The 22,440-nt window shown below is 42.0% G+C and carries 19 protein-coding genes and 1 other annotated feature; of the genes, 6 read left to right on the forward strand and 13 right to left on the reverse strand.

The features are described 5' to 3' along the window. Positions 1-490 precede the first annotated feature (490 nt). The 3 genes from clpB to rluD all read right to left on the reverse strand — a co-directional run bounded on the left by clpB (position 491) and on the right by rluD (position 4,914). The gene (clpB, locus tag Xbed_RS04690) at positions 491-3,064 is read right to left on the reverse strand and encodes an ATP-dependent chaperone ClpB (protein ID WP_086111783.1); all 2,574 of its coding nucleotides are present in this window, start codon (positions 3,062-3,064) and stop codon (positions 491-493) included. Between the two features lie 136 nt (positions 3,065-3,200). Continuing rightward, positions 3,201-3,932: a purine nucleoside phosphorylase YfiH gene (gene yfiH, locus Xbed_RS04695; RefSeq protein WP_086111784.1), complete on the reverse strand. Its 732-nt coding sequence runs from the start codon at positions 3,930-3,932 to the stop codon at positions 3,201-3,203. 4 nt (positions 3,933-3,936) lie between these two features. Further along, positions 3,937-4,914 (reverse strand): 23S rRNA pseudouridine(1911/1915/1917) synthase RluD, encoded by a 978-nt coding sequence (gene rluD, locus Xbed_RS04700; protein ID WP_086111785.1) that lies wholly within the window; start codon positions 4,912-4,914, stop codon positions 3,937-3,939. A gap of 137 nt (positions 4,915-5,051) precedes the next feature. On the opposite strand from rluD, the gene bamD reads away from it, so the two are divergent. The 3 genes from bamD (at position 5,052) to pheA (ending at position 8,086) form a co-directional block, all read left to right on the forward strand. Then, entirely contained in the window at positions 5,052-5,783 is a 732-nt protein-coding gene (bamD, locus tag Xbed_RS04705) for an outer membrane protein assembly factor BamD (RefSeq protein WP_086111786.1), read from the forward strand. A gap of 451 nt (positions 5,784-6,234) precedes the next feature. Next, positions 6,235-6,567 (forward strand): ribosome-associated translation inhibitor RaiA, encoded by a 333-nt coding sequence (gene raiA / locus Xbed_RS04710; RefSeq protein WP_086111787.1) that lies wholly within the window; start codon positions 6,235-6,237, stop codon positions 6,565-6,567. A 158-nt stretch (positions 6,568-6,725) separates the two neighbouring features. Further along, positions 6,726-6,851, forward strand: a sequence feature (Phe leader region). A gap of 80 nt (positions 6,852-6,931) precedes the next feature. Next, positions 6,932-8,086: a bifunctional chorismate mutase/prephenate dehydratase gene (pheA, locus tag Xbed_RS04715; protein WP_086111788.1), complete on the forward strand. Its 1,155-nt coding sequence runs from the start codon at positions 6,932-6,934 to the stop codon at positions 8,084-8,086. A gap of 60 nt (positions 8,087-8,146) precedes the next feature. Here pheA and tyrA read toward each other — a convergent pair whose 3' ends face one another. Continuing rightward, the gene (tyrA, locus tag Xbed_RS04720; RefSeq protein ID WP_086111789.1) at positions 8,147-9,268 is read right to left on the reverse strand and encodes a bifunctional chorismate mutase/prephenate dehydrogenase; all 1,122 of its coding nucleotides are present in this window, start codon (positions 9,266-9,268) and stop codon (positions 8,147-8,149) included. A 5-nt stretch (positions 9,269-9,273) separates the two neighbouring features. Further along, positions 9,274-10,368, reverse strand: coding sequence for a 3-deoxy-7-phosphoheptulonate synthase (locus Xbed_RS04725; RefSeq protein WP_086111790.1), 1,095 nt, complete (start codon positions 10,366-10,368; stop codon positions 9,274-9,276). 554 nt (positions 10,369-10,922) lie between these two features. On the opposite strand from Xbed_RS04725, the gene Xbed_RS04730 reads away from it, so the two are divergent. Then, on the forward strand, positions 10,923-12,266 hold the full coding sequence (locus Xbed_RS04730) for an anaerobic C4-dicarboxylate transporter (protein WP_086111791.1): 1,344 nt from the start codon (positions 10,923-10,925) through the stop codon (positions 12,264-12,266). A gap of 138 nt (positions 12,267-12,404) precedes the next feature. On the opposite strand, the gene rplS is transcribed toward Xbed_RS04730, so the two are convergent. From rplS to ffh, 5 genes are all read right to left on the reverse strand, one after another. After that, positions 12,405-12,758, reverse strand: a complete 354-nt coding sequence (gene rplS / locus Xbed_RS04735; RefSeq protein ID WP_038262425.1) for a 50S ribosomal protein L19 — start codon at positions 12,756-12,758, stop codon at positions 12,405-12,407. A 63-nt stretch (positions 12,759-12,821) separates the two neighbouring features. Further along, positions 12,822-13,574, reverse strand: a complete 753-nt coding sequence (gene trmD / locus Xbed_RS04740; RefSeq protein WP_086111792.1) for a tRNA (guanosine(37)-N1)-methyltransferase TrmD — start codon at positions 13,572-13,574, stop codon at positions 12,822-12,824. Between the two features lie 37 nt (positions 13,575-13,611). Continuing rightward, positions 13,612-14,160 carry a ribosome maturation factor RimM gene (rimM, locus tag Xbed_RS04745; protein ID WP_086111793.1) on the reverse strand — a complete coding sequence of 183 codons (549 nt, stop codon included), beginning with the start codon at positions 14,158-14,160 and terminating at the stop codon, positions 13,612-13,614. 18 nt (positions 14,161-14,178) lie between these two features. Continuing rightward, positions 14,179-14,427: a 30S ribosomal protein S16 gene (gene rpsP, locus Xbed_RS04750; protein WP_086111794.1), complete on the reverse strand. Its 249-nt coding sequence runs from the start codon at positions 14,425-14,427 to the stop codon at positions 14,179-14,181. A 137-nt stretch (positions 14,428-14,564) separates the two neighbouring features. After that, entirely contained in the window at positions 14,565-15,926 is a 1,362-nt protein-coding gene (gene ffh, locus Xbed_RS04755) for a signal recognition particle protein (protein ID WP_086111795.1), read from the reverse strand. A 286-nt stretch (positions 15,927-16,212) separates the two neighbouring features. Between ffh and Xbed_RS04760 the strand changes: the two genes are divergently transcribed. Further along, a complete protein-coding gene (locus tag Xbed_RS04760) occupies positions 16,213-17,004 on the forward strand; it encodes a cytochrome C assembly family protein (protein WP_086111796.1) in 792 nt (263 codons plus the stop codon). Positions 17,005-17,058: 54 nt separating this feature from the next. Continuing rightward, positions 17,059-18,354 (forward strand): HlyC/CorC family transporter, encoded by a 1,296-nt coding sequence (locus Xbed_RS04765; RefSeq protein WP_139837452.1) that lies wholly within the window; start codon positions 17,059-17,061, stop codon positions 18,352-18,354. 177 nt (positions 18,355-18,531) lie between these two features. On the opposite strand, the gene Xbed_RS04770 is transcribed toward Xbed_RS04765, so the two are convergent. The 3 genes from Xbed_RS04770 to gshA all read right to left on the reverse strand — a co-directional run bounded on the left by Xbed_RS04770 (position 18,532) and on the right by gshA (position 22,331). Beyond that, a complete protein-coding gene (locus tag Xbed_RS04770; protein ID WP_086111797.1) occupies positions 18,532-19,476 on the reverse strand; it encodes a hypothetical protein in 945 nt (314 codons plus the stop codon). A 618-nt stretch (positions 19,477-20,094) separates the two neighbouring features. Further along, positions 20,095-20,610 carry an S-ribosylhomocysteine lyase gene (luxS, locus tag Xbed_RS04775; RefSeq protein ID WP_086111798.1) on the reverse strand — a complete coding sequence of 172 codons (516 nt, stop codon included), beginning with the start codon at positions 20,608-20,610 and terminating at the stop codon, positions 20,095-20,097. A 161-nt stretch (positions 20,611-20,771) separates the two neighbouring features. Further along, the gene (gshA, locus tag Xbed_RS04780) at positions 20,772-22,331 is read right to left on the reverse strand and encodes a glutamate--cysteine ligase (protein WP_086111799.1); all 1,560 of its coding nucleotides are present in this window, start codon (positions 22,329-22,331) and stop codon (positions 20,772-20,774) included. Positions 22,332-22,440 lie beyond the last annotated feature (109 nt).

The raw sequence follows: 22,440 nt of genomic DNA on the forward strand, positions 1-22,440 counted from the left end.
AAGGTTTGATGCTCAAAGAATTGTTTACTGTTAGTTCGTAATGAATTAACTGTTTTAGTCACTCTTCAAGACTTGTTTAATCTTTTTCGCCTTTCGGCGCTAGATAGGGTCTTGCGAGTGCCCACACAGATTGTCTGATTAATTTGTTAAAGAGCGTGGACAACCGGACATTCGTTCCGGGTTGCGAGGCTGCGTATCTTACGCTTTTCGCCTCGGGAGTCAAGCGTTTATTTTCGCTTTCCTTCCCCTGGCCTTCGCGGCGTGTTGCAGCTCAGCGTCGGTCAGTGGTGGCGCATTATAGGGAGTTTTCCGCGCCTGACAATAGTTTTTTTGAAAAAAACTTCCGAACGCCCATTTATCATCCAAAACAGCCCAATTCGATGTTTTTCTAATCTGCAAAAAGAAAAAAGAGGTGCTTTTTTCACCTCTTTTTATCGTTACGATTTATTTTCACTGGGTCTTTTAGTCACGACTCTCTAAGTAAACAGTATCACTGCCTTGCAACAATACGATTATTTTCCAGATCTAGGGTCACCAACTTACCCGGAATTAATTTGCCAGAAAGAATTTGTTGCGCCAGTGGATTTTCAATCTCTTGCTGAATAGCCCTTTTTAATGGGCGAGCACCATATACAGGATCAAAACCCGCTTCGCTAAGTTTTTCCAATGCAGAAGAGGTCATAGTAACCTGATAACCACGTTCTTCCAGGCGTTGATATAAACGCTGCAATTGAATATTCGCAATAGATGTTAAATGTTCTTTTCCTAATGGATGGAACACAACGATTTCATCGACACGGTTAATAAATTCAGGTCTGAAATGATGACCAACCACTTCCATTACCATCTCTTTCATTCCCGTATAATCCAGTGTACCAAAACGTTCCTGAATCATATCTGAGCCTAAGTTAGAGGTCATAATCACAACCGTATTGCGAAAATCAACCGTTCTTCCCTGACCATCGGTCAGACGACCATCATCCAATACCTGCAACAATATATTGAAAACATCTGGGTGTGCTTTCTCTACTTCATCCAGCAAAATGACAGAATAGGGACGACGGCGTACCGCTTCTGTTAGATATCCCCCTTCTTCGTATCCAACGTATCCTGGAGGAGCGCCTACCAACCTTGAAACGGCGTGTTTCTCCATAAATTCCGACATATCAATACGCACCATGGCATCATCACTGTCGAACAAGAAGTTAGCCAACGCCTTGCATAATTCTGTTTTACCTACCCCTGTTGGCCCTAAGAACATGAAAGAGCCAATGGGACGATTGGGATCAGACAGCCCGGCCCTGCTACGGCGAATTGCATTCGATACGGCATCCACGGCCTCATTCTGTCCGATAACGCGTTTATGCAATTCTTGCTCCATACGCAGCAGTTTGTCTTTTTCACTCTCCAACATTCTGGATACAGGAATTCCTGTCCACCGAGCCAGTATTTCAGCGATTTCGGCATCGGTGACTTTATTACGCAGCAGTTTCATATGGCGATTGTCTGCCGTGGTTGCTGTTGCCAGACGTTTTTCTAACTCCGGAATTTTTCCGTACTGAATTTCAGACATCTTGGCCAAGTCACCGCTACGGCGAGCTTTTTCTAACTCAATACGTGCCTGTTCTAATTCAGCCTTAATATTCTGGGTGCCACTGAGTTCTGCTTTTTCTGCTTTCCACTCTTCTTCCAGTTCAGAGTATTCACGCTCTTTTTCTGCCAGTTCTTCATTCAGCATTTCCAAGCGTTTCTTGCTGGCATCATCTGACTCTTTTTTCAGTGCCTGTTGTTCAAGTTTTAATTGAATGATCCGGCGTTCCAAGCGATCCAAGGCTTCTGGTTTAGAATCCATCTGCATACGCAGACTTGCCCCAGCTTCATCAATCAAGTCAATGGCCTTATCGGGCAACATACGATCAGCAATATAGCGATGAGACAGTGTTGCAGCCGCAACGATTGCCGGATCGGTAATCTGTACATGATGATGCAATTCATAGCGTTCTTTGAGGCCACGCAAAATAGCGATGGTGTCCTCAACAGTCGGTTCTGCAACATAAACTTTTTGAAAACGACGCTCCAAAGCGGCATCTTTTTCAATGTACTGACGATATTCATCCAATGTCGTCGCACCAACACAATGCAGTTCACCACGAGCCAGAGCGGGTTTCAACATGTTACCGGCATCCATTGCACCTTCAGCTTTACCGGCTCCTACCATGGTATGCAATTCATCAATAAACAGGATGACGGAACCTTCCTGTTTGGCAAGATCGTTCAAAACGCCTTTCAAACGCTCTTCAAATTCACCACGGTATTTCGCACCTGCCAATAGCGCTCCCATATCCAGGGATAAAACACGTTTGTTTTTCAGCCCCTCAGGTACTTCACCATTAACAATGCGCTGTGCCAAGCCTTCAACAATGGCCGTTTTCCCAACACCCGGCTCACCAATAAGAACAGGATTGTTTTTAGTTCTACGCTGCAACACCTGAATTGTGCGACGAATTTCTTCGTCACGCCCGATGACAGGGTCCAATTTGCCTTGTTCAGCACGTTCCGTCAGATCAATGGTATATTTCTTTAACGCTTGACGCTGATCTTCTGCGCCCTGGTCATTCACGTTTTCACCACCACGCATTTGTTCTATTGCCTTAGTGATTTTATCTTTGGTTGCCCCGACAGCTTTCAGTATGTCACTTAATGTTCCACGTTCTTCTATCGCTGCCAGAACAAAAAGTTCAGAAGAAATAAAGTTATCGCCTGCTTTTTGTGAAAGTTTGTCACACAGGTTTAAATAACGTCCTAACTCGTTGGATACCTGAACATCTCCACCGTTACCTTCGACTTTTGGCAATCGGTTCAGAGCCTGATTAAGTTGATGATTAAAGCTCCCCGTATCCACCCCTGCTGACATCAATAAAGGGCGAACAGAACCCCCCTCTTGATTGAATAGTGCACTCATCAAATGGATAGGTTCAATGAATTGATTATCACGCCCTAATGCGAGGGATTGGGCGTCAGCGAGAGCAAGCTGGAATTTATTGGTAAGACGATCCAGACGCATAACACCTCCAATACTGGTCAGAATTTGCTACTGGAGACTAGATAAAGTCATTCCTTAAATATTCAAGGTCTTCTGAAAAGTTAATTGGAAACTGATTGCTATACGTCAAAGATCGCCCTGTGAATTGTAAAGTAGGTTATTTCAACCAGATTAAGGTTGCCATTCGCCCAGTATTACCGTTGCGACGATAGGAGAAAAAGGTTTTCTCCTCTGTGACTGTGCATGCAGTTCCACCAAAAATGTCTGTTATCCCTACAGACTGCAATTTTAATTTAGCCAGTAAATAAATATTTGCCAGAAATTTATCGCCATAAGGTGTGAAGGCTTGTTCCAGATCAGCATTGGTTGCGATGAAAGCCTCCCTGACTTCATTGCCCACCTCAAATTTTTCAGGGCCAATAGCTGGCCCTAACCACACGCGGATCGTTTCAGGTTTTGCACTAAATCGAGATACCGTATTTTCCAATACGCCTGCACATAACCCACGCCATCCAGCATGAGCGGCTGCAACCTCATCTCCTGAAACACTACAAAACAGCACAGGCAGGCAATCTGCTGTCATAACAGCACAAATCTGCCCCGGGATATTGGTGTAAACGGCATCAGCCTGATTATTTGCCTGTGGCTGCCCATCAAGTGTGATAACACGTGTTCCATGTACTTGTTCCAACCAAATGGGGTGCCGTGGCAATTGAGCATATTCAGCCAACAGTGTTCTATTTCGTTCCACACTTTCCGGCTTATCCCCAACATGATCACCCAAATTTAAACTGTCATACGGGGGCAGACTGACGCCCCCCAAACGGGTTGTACTACAAGCGCCAACATTATCAGGCTGTGGCCAATCAGGAAAAATCAGTGATGTCATTTAGCTACCAATCCATTTCATCTTTGAAAGTTTCAGCATCCGCTTTCATTACTTCAATCAATTTAACTATGTCATCCGGTAGTGGTGCATGCCATTCCATCTCAATCCCAGTAATCGGATGGTAAAGGCGTAACATGGTGGCATGCAATGCCTGACGATCAAAATTGCGCATCACTTCGCGAAATTCGTCTGAAGCGCCTTTTAGAGGACGAGGACGACCACCATATAAAGGATCTCCAACCAAAGGATGCTTAATATGTGCCATATGCACACGAATTTGGTGTGTCCTGCCCGTCTCCAAACGCAGACGCAAACGAGTATGTGCCCGAAAATGCTCCATCACTCGATAATGGGTAACAGCAGGTTTTCCCATAGGATGTACGGCCATATGTGTCCGTTTAGTTGGATGGCGGGAAATAGGTTCCTCTACCGTCCCCCCTGCTGTCATACATCCCAAAGCAACAGCTTCATATTCACGGGTTATTTCGCGTAATTGCAGGGATTCTACCAAGCGGGTTTGTGCTGGTACGGTTTTTGCCACAACCATTAACCCTGTTGTATCTTTATCGAGACGATGAACGATGCCCGCCCGAGGCACATCTGCAATTTCAGGGTAACGATATAGCAACGCATTCAATACCGTACCATCAGGGTTACCCGCTCCTGGATGAACCACTAAATCCCGTGGTTTATTGATAACCAGAATGTCGTCATCTTCATAGACAATATTCAGCTCAATGTCCTGTGGTTCCCAACGTGCATCTTCTTCAATGATAGCATCAATGGAAATTTCCTCACCGCCCAGCACTTTTTCTTTTGGTTTACTAATTAATTTACCGTTAACTTGAACTTTATCATCCAAGATCCACTCTTTTATACGTGACCTGGAATAATCAGGGAACAATTCAGCCAAGGCCTGATCTAAACGTTGACCAAGCTGAGATTCAGCGACTATTGCATTAAGTCGGATTTGTTGTGCCATATATAATGTCTATATTTTACGTTGAGTTTTGACGGCGAAGCCGTTTCATTTAAAATAGTGTGCTATTGTAACTCTAATTTTGCCGGGAGCTTCATGGACAGTCTCCTAGAAAACACTCAGAGGATAATCAACACGTGATGATTCGCATGAAATATCTGGTGGCAGCGACCACATTGAGCCTGGTTTTATCTGGATGCTCCAGCAATAAGGATGCTGTTCCTGATATCCCGCCATCTCAAATTTATTCAATCGGGCAGGAAAAGCTGCAAGAAGGTAACTATAAAGCGGCAATCAAGCAATTGGAATCTCTTGATAACCGTTATCCTTTTGGGCCGTATTCCCAACAGGTGCAGCTCGATTTGATCTACGCCTATTATAAATCAGCCGAATTCCCACTGGCTCTGGCATCCATTGATCGTTTCATGCGCCTGAATCCAACCCACCCTAATATAGACTATGTCATGTATATCCGTGGATTGGTTTCACAGGCTCTGGATGACAGTACATTACAAGGCTTTTTCGGCATTGATCGTTCAGATCGTGACCCCGAACATGCCCGTGCTGCATTCCGTGATTTCGATCAGCTTGTGCGTTACCATCCCAACAGTCAATATTCCGCTGATGCAACCAAGCGTTTAATCTTCCTTAAAGAACGTTTGGCTAAATATGAGCTTGCTGTTGTGAAATATTACACTAAACGCAGCGCTTATGTGGCAGTTGTCAATCGCGTAGAACAGATGTTACGAGATTATCCTGATGCCAAAGCGACGTTAGAAGCTCTCCCTTATATGGAATCATCCTATAAAGAGTTGGGACTGACGGCAGAAGCAAATAAGGTAGCGCAGCTTATTGCCGCCAACCCTGCATAACATTTAACCTGATTAAAATTTAAACAGGCACTCAAAAACAGCAGCTAAACAGTTGCTGTTTTTTTTTATGGCGTCTGGTTCTTACGGGGCTTAGATTTTGGTGTTTTGACTTTGGTGCTTTAACAGATTTGGTGCTTTAACAGAACAGAACAGAACAGAAAAGTTAGCAGGGCAGAAAACGAGTGTTTCTTTAAGTTACACTTGTAATATTTTCATAACGGCAATAACTTCCATATTGGCATTATAACGTATTTTATAATACCATAACTGACCGATAATGACGCATAATGCGCCACTCCGCAACAAAAATTCTCTACATTTTCCCGGGCTATCACAATTCTGTCACTGACTTCCGAAATCGCTCAATAAAAGTGATTTAGATCATTCTTTTTACGCCAAAGCGCGGTATGCTGAATTCATCAAAGACGGAGTAACATTAAGAGGTAACTATATGTTAGTAAACATTACCAGCAAGCAAATGGAAATTACCCCCGCAATTCGTAGCCATGTGGAAGACCGTCTAAATAAGTTGAGCAAATGGCAAGTCAATCTAATTAGTCCACATATTGTACTGTCAAAAGAACCACAAGGATTCTTGGTTGATGCTACCATTGGTACACCTAATGGCACATTAGTCGCCAGTGCCAAACATGAAGACATGTATGCTGCCATCAACGAGCTATTAGCGAAATTAGAGCGCCAGCTCAATAAAGTGCGACATAAAGCAGAAGCTCGCCGTGCAGATAACAGCGTAAAAGAGTCCAACCTTAATCTAGAAGCATAACCATTCCTTATTCTTGTTCTAACGCGCTCAATGAGCGCGTTTTTACTGCCTGTTTTTACATTCTATCTCAGATGATAAAAGCCTTCTGTTGACACATCTCGTCAAATAGGTTAATAAAAGTACATTATTGAAACTATAAAGTGTTGGTTTACAAACCCAATGACTATCAATTCGTCTTGCTTATTTTTCTTTTTCTTCACCTTCTTATAAGGAGGTTGTTTCGTTTTAAAAAGAAATTAAGAAGACGAACAAAAAACCTCCCTACCGATGGGAGGTTTTTTGTTTTACAGGTCATAAACAATATCCACGATACACAAACTATATCGATAAACTATACCCATAATAAGAAGGTCAGGAACATGCTATGGAACGAGATTTGATTAACTTACGAGAAGAGATTAGTAATCTTGATGCAGACCTGCTGGACTTGCTCGCTAAACGTCGGCGGTTAGCCAGTAATATCGCCCAGACCAAACTGCTCGATCACCGCCCTATTCGAGATAAAAACCGTGAACGGGAACTACTGAATGTATTAATTGATAAAGGTAAATCCCGTGGGTTAGATGGATTCTACATTACGCGACTATTTCAGATGATCATTGAAGATTCTGTTCTCACTCAACAGGCTTTATTGCAACAGCATCTGAACCAGACACCTTACGATACTGCCCGCATCACTTTCTTAGGACCAAAAGGTTCTTATTCTCATATCGCGGCTCGCCAATTTGCAGCCCGTCACTTTAATCAGTTGGTTGAATGCAGTTGTCACAAATTCCCAGACATTTTTTCATTAGTTGAGATTGGTCAGGCTGATTATGGCATTCTACCGCTGGAGAATACGAGTTCTGGGGCAATTAATGAGGTTTATGACCTATTGCAACATACTCCCCTATCCCTTGTTGGGGAGATAACCCTGCCAATCAATCACTGTTTATTGATTTCCGGAAAAACAGATATCTCCAAGATAAAAACCGTTTATAGCCACTCCCAACCTTTCCAGCAGTGTAATCAATATCTCAATCAATACCCTCACTGGAATATCATCTATTGTGAAAGTACCGCTGCAGCCATGCAGAAAGTCGCTGAGCTAAACTCACCCGAAGTGGCTGCATTAGGGAGTGAAGTCGGTGGTGCTCTCTATGAATTACAGGTTTTGGAAAATAATTTAGCTAATCAGCAAGACAATAGTACTCGCTTTATTGTTGTGGCCCGCAAGCCTATTGAGGTATCGGACCAAGTTCCCGCCAAAACGACTTTTATCATGTCAACAGGGCAACAAGCAGGTGCCCTGGTTGATGCACTGATTATTTTGAAAAAAAATGAGATCGTCATGAGTAAGTTGGAATCTCGCCCAATAACCGGCAAACCGTGGGAAGAGATGTTTTACATTGATGTGCAAGCCAATCAGCGTTCTATGAAAATGCAGCAAGTACTTAAGGAGTTGTCAGAAATCACCCATTTCTTGAAAGTGTTGGGCTGTTATCCATCAGAAAATGTGATTCCTGTCGATCCAATATAAAATAAGCAACCGGATGGAAACATCCGGTTTCAGCAGACCATAAACAGACCAAATTGCTTGCTATACTCGGCTATCACTGGCCTGTTGCAGAAGAGTCCGACTCTCTTTCATAAATCGGGTTGCTTCATCCCCGAACCACTCACTAACTTGGTTAAAACTCGCAATGAATGTCGATTTATCCTGATTTTCCAATATCTCTAACGCCTGTCCAAAACTTTGGTGATAACGACGGATCAACGCAATATTCTCAGGGCTGGACATAATAATATCAGCGTATAGCTGGGGATCTTGTGCAAATAACCGCCCTACCATCGCCAGTTCCAGTCTGTAAATTGGTGAAGATAGTGAGAGCAATTGCTGTAAATCAATACCTTCTTTTGCAAGGTGCCGGCCGTAAGAAAAAGTAGTGAAATGGCGCAGGGCCTGAATAAAACTCATATTTTTATCATGCTGCTCTGCGCTGATTTGATACAATCTCGCCCCCCACACCGCTATTTGCTCCAAAAACCATTGATATGCTTCTGGATAACGCCCATCACAATACACAACTACCTGTTTAGCAAAACTGCCTACATCCGGCCCAAACATAGGGTGTAGCCCCAAAACAGGCCCTTGATGCACATCAAGCATCGCTTTTAACGGCCTGTGTTTGATGGAAGCCAAATCGACCAAAATACATTGTTCTGGCAAAGGAGGTAAACGGTGGATAATTTCTTCAGTCAGATGAATCGGAACACTGACTATCACCATCCCTGCATCGGCCAATATAGATTCAGCGTTATCCCAATCCCCGGCCTCAAGCACTCTCACTTCATAACCCGACAAGGTTAACAAGCGGCTGAATAGTTTCCCCATCTTGCCTGCACCACCGACAATGACGACCGGTCCCAAGTGGCTACAGAGTTTTTTGAAACCCTTATCGTTTTCACTGACATAAGATTCCCGCATAATGCGACGCAAGATATCTTCAATCAAATCAGGCGGAATTCCCATATTTTCAGCTTCCTGCCGACGGGAAGCCAACATTGCAGCCTCCCTATCAGGTGCATAAATCGGTAAACCAAGCTGACTTTTAATTTCCCCAACTTGCGCCACTAAATTCATACGATTCGCCAACAAAGCTAATAGCGCTTTATCTACCTCATCAATTTGTTCCCTCAACTGCGACAATTCTGCTGCCATATTGATTACCCTGCTTTTGCCATCACCGTGTTTCTGTTTGCCAAATGTGGAGCCATTTGTTGATGTAATTTTCTTAATACCTGCTCCGTGGTCTGCCAGTTAATGCAGGCGTCTGTTACTGAAATACCATACTTCATCCCGGCACGCGGCTGTTCGGAGGATTGATTGCCCTCGTTAATATGGCTTTCCAGCATGATGCCAATAATGGACTTATTCCCCGCCATAATCTGTTCAGCAACAGAGTCCACGACAACACTCTGACGGCGAAAATCTTTATTGGAATTACCATGACTGCAATCAATCATGAGTGATGGCGTTAGCCCTGCTTTAAGCATTTGGTGTTCACAGTCAGCAACATGTTCAGCGCTGTAATTGGGGACTGCCCCACCACGTAGGATCACATGCCCGTTCGGATTACCTTGGGTTTGCAGCAAGCAGACTTGGCCTGACTGATTGATGCCCATAAAACGATGAGGCATTGCCGCGGCTTTCATGGCGTTAATTGCGGTATTCAGATTACCGTCAGTGCCATTTTTGAACCCAACTGACACAGATAACCCTGATGCCATTTCCCGATGGGTTTGAGATTCAGTCGTTCTCGCGCCTATTGCTGACCAGCTAAATAAATCTCCCAGATACTGTGGATTATTGGGATCAAGCGCTTCATTCGCTAAAGGCAAACCCATTTTTACCAAATTTAATAACAGACTACGGGCAATATGTAGCCCGGCATCCATATCAAATGAACCATCCATATAAGGATCACTGATTAAGCCTTTCCAACCCACCGTGGTACGGGGTTTTTCAAAATAGACACGCATGACAATATACAGACAATCACTCAATTCAGCAGAAAGCGTTTTCAAACGCTGCGCGTAATCTAAAGCAGCCTCCACATCATGAATTGAACACGGGCCACATACCACTAATAAACGAGGATCACGATGCTGGATGATATCAGCAATAGTATTACGTGCGTTTGTGATGGCATGCAGATCGTTGCTACTCAATGGGTATTTTTGTTTTAGTTCTTCTGGAGTGATAAGAACCTGTTCATCAAGAATATGAACGTTATTAAGTGCATCTTTTTGCATGATCATTTCTATACCTGCCTTGTCCATTTAAGGTTTTTTTGAGTGTCTGCTGGATAACATACCATGCATCGTGCAGAATACAATTCAAAAGTGTAAATAATTTACATTAACTGTAAATAAAACTTTCCATTAACGTAGTTATCATCATTACTGTATACAAAAAAATAATTTATTCAGTTTCTAGTTTACAAAAAGAATATATAAATAAATTTGTAAGTTACTTTTTTGTAAATTGGGTTTCACAATTTCATTTACAATAGAAATATTTCATTAACTTTCTGTAATTCATTTATCATGAAGATAAAATTCTTTTAAAATCATCTAGTAAAAATAAGATCTCAATCCCGTTTTTATATTCAGTTTCTAATAATATTAATATGTGTTTTTAATGTTGATGTGAAACTATAAAACAACATTTATAAAGAATAGCTATGCCCAATAGATCTCAAATTTGTGAGCAAAAAATAGCAGATTGAAAGACGACGGGGATACGTGATGCAGATTCAACAGCCTGTATTACCAGCTTTTATTTATTTTTTAATCACTTATTAAGGACAGATATGATAACGCTGCAATTTGCAATAATAATCATATGCTTATTGATCGGTACGCGTTATGCGGGAATGGGATTAGGGCTGATCAGTGGTATTGGGCTTTTTATACTGACATTTGTTTTCGGCTTGGAACCGGGTAAACCTCCTGTTGATGTGATGCTCACTATCCTCGCCGTCATTGGGTGTGCGTCTGTTTTACAAACAGCGGGTGGACTTAATGTCATGATGCAATTTGCAGAACGCCTTTTACGTCGCCACCCACAACACATTACCCTTTTGGCGCCATTGACAACTTGGACCCTCACTTTCCTTTGTGGTACAGGGCATGTGGTTTATACCATGTTTCCCATCATTGGGGATATTGCCCTTAAAAAAGGCATCCGCCCTGAGCGTCCAATGGCCGTTGCCTCTGTTGCTTCTCAAATGGCAATCACGGCTTCTCCCGTTTCTGTTGCCGTTGTTTCCTTAGTGTCAATTATTGCTGCCAGTCATGGTATTGGTCAGGCTTACGGGATCTTGGAAATTTTAGCTGTTTCAATACCCGCATCGCTGACGGGTGTAATACTTGCTGCGTTATGGAGTTTGCGCCGAGGAAAGGATCTCGATAAGGACGAAGAGTTTCAGGAAAAAATTAAAGATCCGAAACAACGTGAATTTATTTATGGTGGCTCAGAAACGTTGTTAGACCAGATATTTCCTAAGCAGGCTTATTGGGCAACCTGGATTTTCTTTGCCGCCATTGCTGTCGTGGTCTTATTTGGTGCATTTACAGATTTACGCCCTGCCTTTGAAGTAAAAGGCACATTAAAACCGCTCTCTATGAATCTGGTCATTCAGATGATGATGCTGATTGCTGGTGCTATCATGTTGATGGTGTGCAAAGTCAAAGCCAACGATGTCGCCAATGGTGCCGTGTTCAAAGCCGGTATGGTTGCCATCTTTTCTGTCTTTGGCGTGGCATGGATGAGTGATACTTTCTTTCACTCACATCTGGGCGATTTAAAACTAGTCTTAGAAGATGTTGTTCAAGCTCAACCGTGGACTTATGCCTTAGTGCTATTCTTGGTCTCAAAATTAGTCAACAGTCAGGCAGCAGCTTTAACCGCTATTGCTCCAATGGGGTTACAACTTGGCGTTGACCCCAAACTCCTGATTGCTTTCTTCCCTGCCGCCTATGGCTATTTTGTTTTGCCTACTTATCCAAGTGATCTAGCCTGCATCGGTTTTGACCGTTCAGGTACAACAAAGATAGGGAAATTCATTATAAACCACAGCTTTATTCTGCCAGGGCTGATTGGCGTCAGTGGTTCCTGCACAGTAGGATATCTTTTAGTCAGTGCTTTGATGTAATGCCAAAATCAACTTGGAACACAGTCAACTTCATAGCCCGCTTATCGCGGGTTATTTGTTGGATGGGTTTATTAATAACGTAAAAAGGCCAGCAAATGCTGGCCCTTAACGATAACTTTCGGATGTAGCAAAAGCGTATTATTTCGCGTTCAGACGCTCTTTAATACGAGCAGCCTTACCGGAACGCTCACGCAGGTAATACAGTTTAGCTCTGCGAACAGCACCACGACGTTTAACGTTGATGCTGTCTACAACTGGGGAGTGAGTCTGGAATACACGCTCAACACCTTCGCCGTTAGAAATCTTACGAACAGTGAATGCAGAGTGCAGACCGCGGTTACGGATTGCAATAACCACGCCCTCGAATGTCTGCAGACGCTTTTTAGAACCTTCAACGACCCATACCTTAACTTCCACGGTGTCACCCGGACGGAATGATGGTACGTCTTGCTTCATCTGCTCTTGTTCAATTTGTTTAATAATGTTGCTCATAATAACTCTCTTACCCTAGGTAAACTGATATATCAAAGACATTCCTTCACGGATATGTCTGGATTAATTTGTTGCCTGATCTTGATATTCACGTTGGAATTCAGACAGCAACATCCTTTGCTCGTCAGTCAGAGCTAGGCTTTCTAGAAGTTCGGGCCTTCTTAACCAAGTTCGGCCAAGGGCTTGTTTCATTCGCCAGCGATTAATTTCGGCATGGTTTCCCGACAGCAAAACAGGTGGAACTTCCATGCCATCTAACACTTCAGGGCGAGTATAGTGCGGACAATCCAACAATCCATCAGCAAATGAGTCCTCTTCTGCTGACGCCTGATGCCCCAAAACCCCCGGAATGAACCGAGATATTGAGTCAATCATGGTCATTGCAGGAAGTTCTCCCCCGCTAAGAACGTAATCACCGATAGACCATTCTTCATCAATTTCGGTTTGGATAACACGCTCATCAATACCTTCATAACGACCGCAAACCAGAATTAATTTCTCATTTGCTGCCAGTTCACAAACTCCCTGTTGATCGAGTCTGCGCCCCTGAGGTGAAAGATAAATCACCTTTGCACCAACACCCGCCGAAGATTTGGCTGCATATATGGCCTCCCGTAATGGTTGCACCATCATCAGCATACCTGGACCACCGCCATAAGGACGATCATCAACAGTACGATGCCGGTCGTAGGTAAAATCCCGCGGACTCCAACATTCGATACTCAGCAGGCCATTTTTTACTGCCCGACCAGTTACCCCGTAATCGGTTATTGCGCGGAACATTTCAGGAAACAGGCTAATAACCCCAATCCACATAGTGCGTCCCACTCATTTAAACCGTTTTTACCGGAGATTAAAAACTAGGATCCCAATCTACCTCAATAGTTTTGGTAGCGAGATCGACTTTCTTGATAACCTGCCCATCAAGAAACGGAACTAACCGCTCCTTGATACCGAATGCATCTTTCAGGTTCGCTTGTATTACCATCACATCGTTAGAACCGGTTTCCATCATGTCATGAATGATCCCAAGGTTGTAACCCGCAGTGTTTATTACCTGGCAACCCATTAGGTCTTTCCAATAATAATCACCGTCTTCCAGTTCTGGTAATTGACGAGAATCCACTACGACTTCACAGTTGGTCAGTAAATTCGCCGCATCCCGATCATCAATATCTTTGATTTTGATGATAATATCCTGATTGTGGTGTTTCCACGTTTCCAGCTCAACGTGTTGCCACTGGCCTGAACGTTGAATAAACCACGGTTGATATTCAAAAATGTCTTCGGCATGTTCGGTGGAAGAAAAAACTTTGAGCCAACCACGAATGCCATATGCTGCCCCTAATTTTCCCAATACGATTGGCTCAACAGGGAGCTTCAGGCCAGATTGTTTGCTCATTGTTACCACCGCGACAGATTAAGCTGCTTTCTTAGCGTCTTTGATCAGTGTAGCAACACGATCAGACACAGATGCACCCAGACCAACCCAATGTTCGATGCGGTCCAGATTTAAACGCAGAGTTTCTGCATTGCCAGAAGCGATTGGGTTGAAGAAACCAACACGCTCAATAAAACGACCATCACGCGCATTGCGGCTATCGGTCACGACTACTTGATAGAACGGACGCTTTTTTGCGCCGCCACGAGCTAAACGAATTGTTACCATAACATCCTCATTAGTTAGCAAAACAACCAGACTCCATCGGGGAACAGAGTCCGGCTGTCCATTAAAAAGCCCGAAAATTTTACTCACTTTGGCGCAAAAAGCAATCCAAAGTACATTTTCTTTCGCGACTTTGTTGATTATCGCCCCATAAATCCAGGTGGCAGCATGCCTTTCATACCGCGCATCATTTTTGCCAACCCACCTTTCTTCATTTTTTTCATCATACGCTGCATTTCGTCAAATTGTTTCAGCAAACGGTTGACATCCTGCACTTGCGTACCCGAACCCATCGCAATGCGACGTTTACGAGAGCCCTTAATGATTTCTGGTTTTTCACGCTCCTTGCGGGTCATGGAATTAATAATCGCTTCCATTTTAACCAGAACTTTGTCATCCATCTGAGATTTGACAGTATCAGGGATCTGCGACATTCCCGGCATTTTGCTCAACATGCTGGTCATACCACCCATGTTACGCATCTGCTTTAGCTGATCGAGAAAGTCGCTTAAATCAAAACCATCACCTTTTTTCAGTTTCGATGCTAATTTTTCCGCTTGGGTACGATCAACCTTGCTTTCAATTTCTTCGATCAGTGAAAGCATATCTCCCATACCCAGAATACGGGATGCAATGCGATCCGGATAGAAAGGCTCCAGCGCATCGGTCTTCTCGCCGACCCCAAGGAACTTGATTGGCTTGCCAGTAATATGGCGGATGGAAAGCGCTGCACCACCACGGGCATCACCATCAACTTTGGTCAGGACAACCCCTGTTAATGGCAAGGCTTCATTGAATGCTTTTGCTGTATTTGCCGCATCTTGGCCCGTCATTGCATCAACGACAAACAGCGTTTCGACAGGATTGATAGCGGCATGAACCGTTTTAATCTCATCCATCATGGCTTCATCAACATGCAGACGACCTGCGGTGTCAACTAACAGCACATCATAGAATTTCAACTTAGCGTGCTTGATGGCCTTAGTGACGATATCAACCGGCTTTTCCTGCGGGTCTGAAGGGAAAAAATCAATTCCGACGGTTTCAGACAGCGTTTCAAGTTGTTTAATAGCCGCAGGACGATAAACGTCAGCCGAAACGACCAATACTTTTTTCTTATTTTTTTCTTTTAGCAGTTTACCCAATTTGGCAACACTGGTTGTTTTACCTGCGCCTTGCAAACCGGCCATCAGAACAACCGCAGGAGGCTGTGTAGAAAGGTTTAGTTCACTATTAACCTCTCCCATCGCCTTAACCAATTCATTCTGAACGATTTTGACGAATTCCTGACCTGGGGTCAGACTTTTGTTAACTTCATGCCCCACTGCGCTCTCTTTGACTCGCGAAATAAAATCACGCACAACGGGCAATGCAACATCGGCCTCAAGCAAAGCCATACGAACTTCGCGCAGTGTATCTTTAATATTATCTTCAGTCAGCCGCCCACGGCCGCTGATATTGCGCAGTGTGCGCGATAGTCTGTCAGTTAAATTATCAAACATTGTCTCAGCTCAGATATCTACAAGTGGGTCTACCTGTAAGGCAAATTTTGCGAATTATAACACGATGATCATGTGATCTCTGCAAAGAGATTCCCAACTATAATTAACAATGGTTGGAGGCTCCTCCTGCTAGCGGTATACTTAAATTTTAAGTTCAATCCATACCCAATAGATTTCAAGCTGTAGTTTAATGCCTGTAGTTGAAACCTATAGTTTAAAACCTATAGTTTAAACCTGTAGCTTGAAAAATGACGGGTATAACACTATTGCGAAAACGATAAACGTTATGCTGGTATTCTCAATTATTGCCTTACTTGCTTATCTCATTAGCCTGACGCTCGTCGTACCAGGTTTACTGCGCCAACAAAACAGTTATCAAAAACTGGCTCTTTTTTTCGCAATTGTGGCATTAGTTAATCACGCGATTGCATTAAAATATCAAATATTTCATGTCAGTAGTGGCCAAAATCTTACGCTACTGAATTTAGGTTCAATCGTTAGTTTGCTGATGTGCATCATTATGACGATCGTCGCGTTTCGTGGCCGTGCATGGTTTTTATTGCCGATTGTTTACAGTTTTTCCATGATAAATTTGATACTAGCCAGCATGATGCCAGGAGAATTCATTACTCATCTTGAAGATAGTATTGAATTATTCATCCATATTGGGCTGGCCTTGTTTAGCTATGCGACTTTGCTCATTGCCGCTCTTTATGCATTGCAGCTTGGTTGGTTGGACTATCAGCTTAAAAAGAAAAAATTCTCTTTCACCTCTGGTATGCCTCCATTGATGGTAATTGAGCGTAAAATGTTTCACATTACTCAAGTCGGTGTAATCTTACTAACATTGACGTTATGCACCGGCATCATGTATATGGATGATGTTTTCAGTAAAGAAAATATTCATAAGTCCGTTTTATCTATTGTTGCATGGTTTATCTACGTCATTCTACTTTGGGGACATTATCATGAAGGGTGGCGTGGTAAACGTGTTATTGGCTTCAATCTGATTGGCGCGTTTATTCTGACCCTCGCTTTTTTCGGTAGCAGGCTATTGCAGGAAATTATGGTCTATTAAGAATTCAAAGCACACTATAGCCAGTTTGTATAAATATTAGGAAGGAATTCTGTTTTGGAGCACGTCTCAACAGGCACACTGATTATCATTCTCGTTGTCATGGTTTTCGTTTCAGCCTATTTCTCGGCTTCAGAAACTAGCATGATGACGATCAACCGCTATCGCTTACGTCATTTAGCTAAACAAGGGAGTAGCCCCGCACGCAGGGTAGAATCTCTGCTGCGTCACCCCGACAGACTGATCAGCCTTATTCTTATTGGTAATAACCTTATCAATATTCTTGCATCTTCTCTCGCGACTATTGTTGGCATGCGACTTTATGGTGATGCCGGTGTTGCCATTGCAACGGGCATACTCACTTTTGTGATCCTCATTTTCTCCGAAGTTATGCCAAAGACCATTGCGGCGCTTTATCCAGAAAGGGTGGCATTTCCAAGTAGTTTCCTGCTGCGCCCACTGGAAAAAATCATGCTGCCGCTTGTTTGGGCATTTAATAGAATCAGTTTGTTACTTATGCGTTGTATGGGCATCAAAGTCTCTAATATTCGTAATGATGCGGTCAGCAAAGATGAACTCCGAACAATCGTGAATGAATCAAACACCAACCTATCTCGCCGCAATCAAGACATGTTGATCTCAATATTAGATCTTGAAAAAGTTACTGTCGGCGACATCATGGTGCCTCGCAATGAGATTGTCGGTATTGACATTAACAATGATTGGAAATCCGTCATCAGGCAATTGACGCACTCACCACATGGGCGCATTGTGCTTTATCGGGATTCCCTTGATGATGCCATTGGTATGTTGCGAGTCCGTGAAGCCTATCGACTGATGATGGAGAAAAAAGAGTTCACAAAAAGAAATTTGATCAAAGCGGCGGATAAAATCTATTTTATCCCTGTCAGTACGCCACTGAATACCCAGCTTATTAATTTCCAACGCAATAAACAAAAAGCGGGCCTGATTGTGGACGAATATGGAGATATTCAAGGACTCGTCACTGTCGAAGATATTTTGGAAGAAATTGTCGGTGATTTTACCACCTCCATGTCCCCAACTCTGGCAGAAGAAGTCCTCCCACAAAGTGATGGTACTGTTTTAGTGGATGGTACAGCCAATATTCGTGAATTAAACAAAGCCTTTAATTGGGCGTTACCCGAAGACGGTCCAAGAACAATGAATGGGATGATTTTGGAAGAGTTAGGTGAAATTCCTGGATTGAATATTCAAGTACAGATTGGTGGATACAATTTTGAGATTCTTTCAGTACACGATAACGTTATCAAGCGAGTTCGTGTCACACCCTTACACAAAAGTACAGAACAAAACATAAAATCCAGTGAATAATTTCATTATTATTCACGCAAGATAATGAGTTCCAAACTCTGTCTAGCTTTATCATCGAGGGTAGTTGAAGAGTCATAATAGTTTTACTTTTTGAGAAAGAATACAGGAAGAAAGCATACATATTCAATGCATTAAACATTGGATATGTATGCCTGTGTAATATTCACCAAAATAATACTAACCATGCACAACATTATTAACCGTCATTTCAACTTTCAATCTTTCTATATGTGGATTATCAAGTAAATCTTGATTGGATTTTAAATGATTAAATTCTGAAAATGTAATTGGATAATAAGAAGACCCTATATCGGAATAAGCCTTATTGAACCTATGAGGCTCTATGTTTTCCAACATTTTAATTTGATTAGGCACACGCTCTTGATCTAAATAATTTGTAATAAACTTCAATGACTTAACTGGCGAGTTTACTTTATTCAATTCTATATTGATCCAATCTAATGCTAATTTACATGATTTTCTGAGAAATGCATGTATAAAAGAATGTATAATCACTCTATTAAAGCTCATATTTAGATAAGTATCCATGCTACTCTCAATTTTAATCAATAACTCAAAACCTTCCTTATCTCCTTTTTCCATAAAAGTTTTGAAAACATCATTAGTACCATTATAATTAGCTACTTCATTAAACGATGTTTCACCATATGGATCTTCATGATGTCCAGTCATGGGATTTAATCTAAGATTGCGAAAATTTTTACTCAGGAATCTTGCTTGGTAATCCCCCTTCAAGTTATTCTTTTGTTTTTTCCTTTGCAAACTACGACTAATCGATAACTTATCCTTATTGAAATTTAAAAAGTCCAACCAACTCTTTAGCAAAAATTTTGCTATCTCTTTTTCTAAGTTTTGTCCCGTTATTTTTATGAGTCGTTCTATCATATCATCTTCAATATTAAAAGAATAATTTCTCTCAATAACTTTTGATATGTCGCCAATCCCTGTTAGCCCCAGACATACATTAAATGTATCGATAACGACATATATATCATCATCATGACCTGATTTTTTTCTATCATTTTTCAAATGATGAAGTAGATTTGCTCTTGTTTCCCGCATACCAAAAACAAAAACAATATTTTTATTTTCATTCATCATACTTCTCCCAAAACTTATCTTCTACGTTTTAGTTTGCATCACTGGCATAACTCTCTGAAAAAAATCATTATATCCACTTGGTCTTGAGTGATATTCAATAATAATCTTTTCTCAATAAATAAATAGTTATGATACCTTCAGAAAGGCTTTTATCATCAATTTCTATTGGCTGTGGATCTGTGGGTATAGTGTGTTATTTAAAGAACCTAAGGTAATATCAATATTCTTATCTTTACTTACTGCATTCAGATAAGATAATTTTAACTGCTTGAAGTATTCTGATCTCACCAAATTAATACCAAAAACAAACACAATGTTTTTATCAAAGTTATTCATAATGAAATCCATAACAGTAATAAAAATATAAGGTTAAGATATTATAACATCTCGAATGTTTCCATTCAGAAAGGAACTCTCTGTTCAAAAGGAAAATACATCGCACTGATACACTTTCGATGAGCATTTTTTAAGAGGGAAAAATCAGTATAGGGTTAGCAAAAAATCAGCTAACCCTATCAATATAAAGTAGATTTTACAACTTAACAAGAGCTTTGCAGCCAGAATAGAAGGGTGGCCGAAATATCGTATCACTTATACGATATTTCGCTAATAAATAAACTAAACCTGAAGCGCAACCAGTTTTTCTTCAGGCAATGCCAATTCGTCGTTCAGATTAACACGAACATCAGCATCAAGAATACTCTGAGCAATATCTTGAGCCTCTTTCAGTGAGTGCATTTCGTAAGTACCACACTGATAGATGTTTAATTCTGGGATCTGGCTCTGATCTTGCACTTTCAATACATCTGCCATCGCAGCTTTCCAAGACTCGGCCACTCTCAATTCTGCTGGAGCACCGATCAAACTCATATAAAAACCAGTGCGGCATCCCATCGGGGAGAGATCGATAATTTCAACACCATCACCGTTCAGATGATTGCGCATAAAACCCGCGAACAGATGTTCAAGCGTATGAATACCTTTTTCTGGCATCACTGCTTTGTTGGGAACACAAAAACGTAAATCGAATACGGTGATAGTATCGCCATGAGGCGTTTTCATCGTCTTGGCAACTCTGACGGCTGGTGCAGCCATGCGAGTATGGTCAACTGTAAAACTGTCCAATAAAGGCATAATCCTACCTCCTAATGCATCAGATTTTTTACGAAAATTTTTTCAGATAGATGAAACCTTTTCATTTGCGGCTGGTCATAAGATATGAAGACGCGCAAATTGTTATCATCCCTATTCTCTAAGTGATTTTATTCGGCCACCTTTGGTGGCCATTTTCTTTTCTAACTTCCAGCATGAAGTTTTAGATAGTCTTCAAAACTCATGCTGTCTTGCTGCTCAAGATTGTGCTGCCTCAATATAGAAGCATCACGCTCGGCAGAGAAATGTTCATCATTCAAAACTGAGTATGGCTCTTCAATTAATTCTTTACTGTATTTTTTTGCCAGATCCAATCCAAGACCAACTATTCCCTGAGTTTTCATCTTGCCCAATACTTGAGCTGAAAACGTTAATGATGGATCTTCAAACATCGTAATCAGTTTCTTACACACTGACTGATACTGAGTTCCTGAGCAAGTATCCAAAATTTCAGCAACCCGTTCTAAGTCCCGGAAGAGTTTTTGACCCACACTTTTGAAGGATTGTTGTTCAATACCACAGCCAATGCCAATACTCAACCCTGGTTTACGCCCTTCCAAAATGATTTTATTCCAGTTTTGGCGGCAACACTCAAGTTCTTCATGACCCATTTCAGGCGCATCAGCTAAGGCACACCATATCAAGAATAGGTCAAGAAAACGAATCTGAGTCTCATCAACGCCAATCGGGGAGAAAGGATTAATATCCAAAGAACGCACTTCAATGTACTCTATACCGCCTCTCAATAACGCATCCGACGGGGACTCACCTTCTTGAGTAACTCGTTTAGGGCGTATCGGTGCGTACAGCTCATTTTCAATTTGAAGAACATTGGTATTAAGTTGTAGGTACTTATCGCCCTTTTTGATGCCCATTGTCGCAAAATCGACAGATGGCTTATGTATCGCTTTTTTAAGACCTTCTACATACGTATGGAGATGATTAAAGGTGATATTCAGATCACTTTGTGATTTGTTAGTATACCCCAGGTCACTCATCCTCAAGGAAGTAGCATAAGGCAGGTAACAAGTCCCTTTCTCCGTTTCCTCAAAGGATAATGTTGTATTCCGACCACTTAAGAATGAAGAACAAATTGCCGGTGAGGCACCAAATAAATAAGGTATCACCCAGCCAAAACGGTAGTAATTACGGATCAGGCGAAGATATCCATCCGAAATCTGCTCTTTTCCCGTTTCTGCATCTTTAATGCCTAATCGTGCCTGCCAGAAACTGATTGGAAGAGAAAAATTATAATGTACACCTGAAATCGTCTGCATCAGAGCACCGTAACGGTTCTTTAATCCCTCACGATACAAAGTCTTAAAACGCCCCACATTAGACGTACCGTATTGCGCCAGAGTGATGTTTTCCTCTTCGTCAATAAAACATGGCATGCTCAAAGGCCACATTTTTTCATTGCCCAGATTCCTAGCGGTATAACGATGTAAATCGTTAAGGAAATCAATGGTTCTGTCTATGTTGTTATCAACAGGGGTAATAAACTCCAATAAAGATTCAGCAAAATCAGTTGTAATCCATTTATGCGTTAAAGAAGCACCAAGTGATTCTGGATGCCCCGTCTTAGCTAAATGACCGTCTGGAGTAACACGCAATGTTTCACGTTCAATGCCGCGACAAATACCATTTAACACCGTAGGATTTGCCTCTAGCCATGACAATGCTTTTGATACGTCCGGGATCAATTTGACCTCCCGTGGAGTTTTGAAATGATTATTACTAAGAGTTTACTTTATATGAAACAAGCCAAGTTGTCGCTGATTACATAGAGGTGATGACATGCCATTGGTCAAA

This window comes from Xenorhabdus beddingii (assembly GCF_002127545.1).
GTDB classification, from domain to species: domain Bacteria; phylum Pseudomonadota; class Gammaproteobacteria; order Enterobacterales; family Enterobacteriaceae; genus Xenorhabdus; species Xenorhabdus beddingii.

Bases quoted from the DNA above. Each gene is read 5' to 3' on its own strand.
- Xbed_RS04730 (WP_086111791.1), top strand. From the start codon at position 10,923: ATGATAACGCTGCAATTTGCAATAATAATCATATGCTTATTGATCGGT.
- ffh (WP_086111795.1), bottom strand. From the start codon at position 15,926: ATGTTTGATAATTTAACTGACAGACTATCGCGCACACTGCGCAATATC.
- Xbed_RS04725 (WP_086111790.1), bottom strand. From the start codon at position 10,368: ATGATCATGCAAAAAGATGCACTTAATAACGTTCATATTCTTGATGAA.
- rpsP (WP_086111794.1), bottom strand. From the start codon at position 14,427: ATGGTAACAATTCGTTTAGCTCGTGGCGGCGCAAAAAAGCGTCCGTTC.
- Xbed_RS04770 (WP_086111797.1), bottom strand. From the start codon at position 19,476: ATGATGAATGAAAATAAAAATATTGTTTTTGTTTTTGGTATGCGGGAA.
- rimM (WP_086111793.1), bottom strand. From the start codon at position 14,160: ATGAGCAAACAATCTGGCCTGAAGCTCCCTGTTGAGCCAATCGTATTG.
- raiA (WP_086111787.1), top strand. From the start codon at position 6,235: ATGTTAGTAAACATTACCAGCAAGCAAATGGAAATTACCCCCGCAATT.
- yfiH (WP_086111784.1), bottom strand. From the start codon at position 3,932: ATGACATCACTGATTTTTCCTGATTGGCCACAGCCTGATAATGTTGGC.
- rplS (WP_038262425.1), bottom strand. From the start codon at position 12,758: ATGAGCAACATTATTAAACAAATTGAACAAGAGCAGATGAAGCAAGAC.
- clpB (WP_086111783.1), bottom strand. From the start codon at position 3,064: ATGCGTCTGGATCGTCTTACCAATAAATTCCAGCTTGCTCTCGCTGAC.
- rluD (WP_086111785.1), bottom strand. From the start codon at position 4,914: ATGGCACAACAAATCCGACTTAATGCAATAGTCGCTGAATCTCAGCTT.
- tyrA (WP_086111789.1), bottom strand. From the start codon at position 9,268: ATGGCAGCAGAATTGTCGCAGTTGAGGGAACAAATTGATGAGGTAGAT.
- trmD (WP_086111792.1), bottom strand. From the start codon at position 13,574: ATGTGGATTGGGGTTATTAGCCTGTTTCCTGAAATGTTCCGCGCAATA.
- pheA (WP_086111788.1), top strand. From the start codon at position 6,932: ATGGAACGAGATTTGATTAACTTACGAGAAGAGATTAGTAATCTTGAT.
- Xbed_RS04760 (WP_086111796.1), top strand. From the start codon at position 16,213: ATGCTGGTATTCTCAATTATTGCCTTACTTGCTTATCTCATTAGCCTG.
- bamD (WP_086111786.1), top strand. From the start codon at position 5,052: ATGATTCGCATGAAATATCTGGTGGCAGCGACCACATTGAGCCTGGTT.
- luxS (WP_086111798.1), bottom strand. From the start codon at position 20,610: ATGCCTTTATTGGACAGTTTTACAGTTGACCATACTCGCATGGCTGCA.